Below are 3,673 nucleotides of genomic sequence, written 5' to 3'. Positions count from 1 at the left end.
TATTTGTCAGGAAACATCGGTCATTCGCTTTGCAGATATCCCTCTTTCTGAACAGCAGGCACTAGAGCAAGCGTTAGCAGAACAAGCGCAGGGTAAAATTATCAAATATCGATTTTAACCTAAGATGGCGTATGATATCTGGTTGTCCTTAAGCACTAGAGACTTTTTGAGCAATTTAAAACAAGATGACCCTGAAACTTATGACAAAATCCGCGATCTGTTGCATGATTTATCACTCCAGAGAGAAGATTTTAAAACAGGCACTCCCGCAAGAATTGAAGGATTTATTGTCAACAATATAAAAGTTTATTATAGAATAATACATCGCTTAAAAAGTATTGGTGTTATTGACTTTAGAGAATGAAATAACTAGACGATCAAATGATTAAAAGATACAGCGGCAGTCTTGCTGTTAAAACTCCTGTGGAGTTTGTCGCCATCATTTTCAACGCTTGAATTGAGAAAAATTGCTATGAAAGTTCAAACAGATTTGACGATTCCTGAGATTGATGAAATTAGAAAGGAGGGAGTTAAAGCTCTCGTAGAGAGATTGGGAATTGATAAAGCGGCTTTCTTTCTAAGAGAAACAGCATCCCAACCTCTAAATTATTTAGAAATTAAAGATCAGTTATTTGGTGAAATGACAGCAACGGATATCTACGCTCAAATTAAAGGCGGCTATGACTGAAATGATTGAGGAAATTCGTCAAAAAATTTGACAAAATTAATGGGAATTTTCTCCAGAGGCTGTTAATCAAAGTATCCCGCCTCTAAGATAAGATTGAGAAGATCAATGCCAAAGTTCCTATGGGTTTCATCGGTCTAGATTGTATCAGAATTATCTGAAATGACTATATTTACAAGCGTTGTCGTAACTGATGGCTTTTCAAGCTGGAGAACATTTTATTCAAAATAATGCGCCAACTAATAAATTAACCTGAGTTCGCGTTAAGCAGATTAAAAATCTCCATAATATAATCAACTTGCTTGAGTTGTGATAAAATAATAAAATCATTTACTCTAATGGGGGCAAAATAAATCATTATACTTGGGATTACATTCAAACTCATCCTCGATAAATAAAACGATTACTGGGAACCAATTTTGAGCAGTTAGAGCAATTAATAAAAAAAGGAGAACTTCTGCATCAAAAGGAGAAACTTTAACTCTTTTTTTAACTATCTCTGGTAATTAAATAATCATTGTCATCTCCCATTAACCTGAATAGCAATTATCTAAAATCCTTATTCATCCCCTAAATAAGCTTCAATCACCGCGGGATTCTCCCTGACTGTGGCTGGCTCTCCCAAAGCGATTAACTTACCGAAATCTAACACGGCAATGCGATCGCATAATCCCATCACTAAAGGCACATGATGTTCGATTAACAGGACAGTTAAAGCTAAATTATCACGAATTTGTCGAATTAGCTGACTTAATGACCCCTTTTCGCTGGGATTCATCCCGGCTGCCGGTTCATCGAGGAGTAATAACTGGGGTTGCAAAGCTAAAGCGCGGGCAATTTCCAAGCGTCTTTGATCACCATAGGCTAAATTACAGGCTTTCCGATTGCTTTGGTCAGTTAATCCGACTAAATCTAATAATTCCGCTGCTCTTTTATAGGTTTTTTCTTCCTCCCTTCTCGAAACTGGTAAACCCAAAATTCCCGTCCAGAGATTGGAGGTATTGTGAATGTTACCAGCGATCGCCACATTTTCTAAAGCCGATAATTCACCAAATAAGCGCAAATTCTGGAAAGTACGGGCAATTCCTGCCTGAGCGATCTGGTGAGGACGATATTTCGCCAGACTGTACCCTTGATAAATTAAATCACCACTCGACAGGGGAATTAAACCAGTGATCAGATTAAATAAAGTCGTTTTTCCCGCCCCATTGGGTCCAATTAAGCCAAAAATCTCGTTTTTTTGTACCTGAAAGGAAACCCCATCGACGGCGACTAATCCCCCAAATCGACGGGTGGCTCCCCGCACTTCTAATAAATTTGCTGGCATCCTTGTTAACAGATTAAATTAGTCGATTTTACTCGATCAAGACGATTGCAAGTAAGCATTGCACCGACCAAAAAAAAGATATTTGTCAGGAGATTTACCCTGAAAGAATCAGTTATCAAGATTTATCGGGCAATTATTTTGATTAGGAAATATTTTACACAATCCCGACCAGATAAGCAAAACGGCTCACCACTACTAGCGAATCACTACCGATAACGAAAAACTGCCATAATTGCAGCAATGTCCTCATCTAGCCAAAAGGCGATCGCTATTGATGAAAAATGACGCTAAAATTATCGATCTCGTCATCCGGCTGTTTTTTCTGGGCCTGTTGTTATTTGCCGGTTTTACCCTACTGCGTCCCTTCCTAACCATGATCCTCTGGGGAGCAATTCTAGCGATCGCTTGGTATCCGCTCTTTCTCTGGTTAAAAAAGCTGCTCGCTGGCCGGGCGAAACTGGCCACAGTTCTCCTCACCCTACTTTGTCTAGGGATTATTATCGGTCCGGTGAGCGGCATTGCAGCGGTTCTGGCGGGTAATCTGCGAACAATGGCTGAATATATCGATACCGGTGCGGTGCTGATTCCCCCTCCCCCCACCGATGTGGCCACCTGGCCGCTGATCGGCGAAAGGATTGCCGGTCTCTGGCAGCAGGCATCGGATAACACGGGTCAATTTCTTCAACGCTTCGAGCCACAATTAAAAGAACTGGGGAAAATCTCCCTTTCTCTGGCCACCAGTACCGGTCTGACGGTGCTGAAATTTATCGCCTCGATTCTGATTGCGGCGGCCCTCACCCTCTCCGCTAAAAATCTGACTCACCTGATGAACCGGTTAGCGGAAAAGATCGCCCCGGGTCGAGGAATCGCGCTGGCCAGTCTTACCGCCTCCACCGTCCGCAATGTTAGCCGCGGTATTATTGGCGTTGCCATTATCCAGAGTCTTTTGATCGGCATCGGTTTAGTAACGGTGGGAACGCCTGCGGCCGGTTTATTAACTCTCCTCACCCTAATTTTGGGCATTCTCCAAATTGGCCCCGGTTTGATTGTCTTGGGGGCGCTCATTCACGCTTGGGTAACACTACCCAATTCCATCGCCCTATTATTTACCATCTGGATGATTCCCGCCACCTTGGTCGATAATTTCCTCAAACCGATCTTAATGGGGCGCGGCCTGCCCATTCCCATGGTGGTGATTCTGCTGGGGGTGTTCGGGGGAGTGATCGCCTATGGGATTATTGGTTTGTTCGTCGGGCCGGTTCTGCTCGGTCTCTGCTACGAGTTAGTTAGGGCTTGGATTGGCGAGGATAGCCCCGAATCGGTGGCCAATAGCCATGATCAGTCAGTCTAAGGGCGGATAGAGCTAATTTTTACCTTAATCTTTCCAGGAAACTTAGGAAAAAAAGATTAATTTAGCCACGGTTCCGGTTAAGCAGATTGAGGTAAAAGTAGGCTCATCGAAAATTTGGGTCTGAAACCCCGTCGTTCTACGACGGCTTTACTGTTAAATATTAGCGCATTTACAAAATATGTGTTAGAATGTGAGACATGGAAAAAGCCTATTCTTACCGATTTTACCCCACACCCGAACAAGAGTCGCTATTGCGGCGCACTTTGGGCTGTGTAAGATTAGTTTACAATAAAGCTCTCCATGTCAGAAC

Annotated in this window: 5 protein-coding genes; 4 read left to right on the top strand and 1 reads right to left on the bottom strand. The window is 42.7% G+C overall.

From position 1 onward, the window contains the following. The first annotated feature begins 124 nt into the window (after positions 1-124). Complete coding sequence (locus EWV68_RS18930; protein WP_287170709.1) at positions 125-364, top strand: hypothetical protein; 240 nt, start codon at positions 125-127, stop codon at positions 362-364. Positions 365-472: 108 nt separating this feature from the next. Continuing rightward, a complete protein-coding gene (locus EWV68_RS18925) occupies positions 473-688 on the top strand; it encodes a hypothetical protein (RefSeq protein ID WP_287170708.1) in 216 nt (71 codons plus the stop codon). 556 nt (positions 689-1,244) lie between these two features. Here EWV68_RS18925 and EWV68_RS18920 read toward each other — a convergent pair. Further along, a complete protein-coding gene (locus tag EWV68_RS18920) occupies positions 1,245-2,012 on the bottom strand; it encodes an ABC transporter ATP-binding protein (RefSeq protein ID WP_061432762.1) in 768 nt (255 codons plus the stop codon). A gap of 274 nt (positions 2,013-2,286) precedes the next feature. Here EWV68_RS18920 and EWV68_RS18915 point away from each other — a divergent pair, with 274 nt between their 5' ends. Both EWV68_RS18915 and EWV68_RS18910 read left to right on the top strand, forming a co-directional pair. Beyond that, the gene (locus tag EWV68_RS18915) at positions 2,287-3,363 is read left to right on the top strand and encodes an AI-2E family transporter (protein WP_287170713.1); all 1,077 of its coding nucleotides are present in this window, start codon (positions 2,287-2,289) and stop codon (positions 3,361-3,363) included. Between the two features lie 197 nt (positions 3,364-3,560). After that, positions 3,561-3,673, top strand: a 113-nt coding sequence (locus tag EWV68_RS18910; protein ID WP_287170711.1) for a helix-turn-helix domain-containing protein, incomplete at its 3' end; no start/stop codon positions are given.

The organism is Microcystis sp. M_QC_C_20170808_M9Col (genome assembly GCF_007095495.1).
GTDB lineage: Bacteria > Cyanobacteriota > Cyanobacteriia > Cyanobacteriales > Microcystaceae > Microcystis > Microcystis aeruginosa.
The sequence above is the reverse complement of the archived record's forward strand: the minus strand, read 5'-3'. Positions and strand labels throughout refer to the sequence as shown.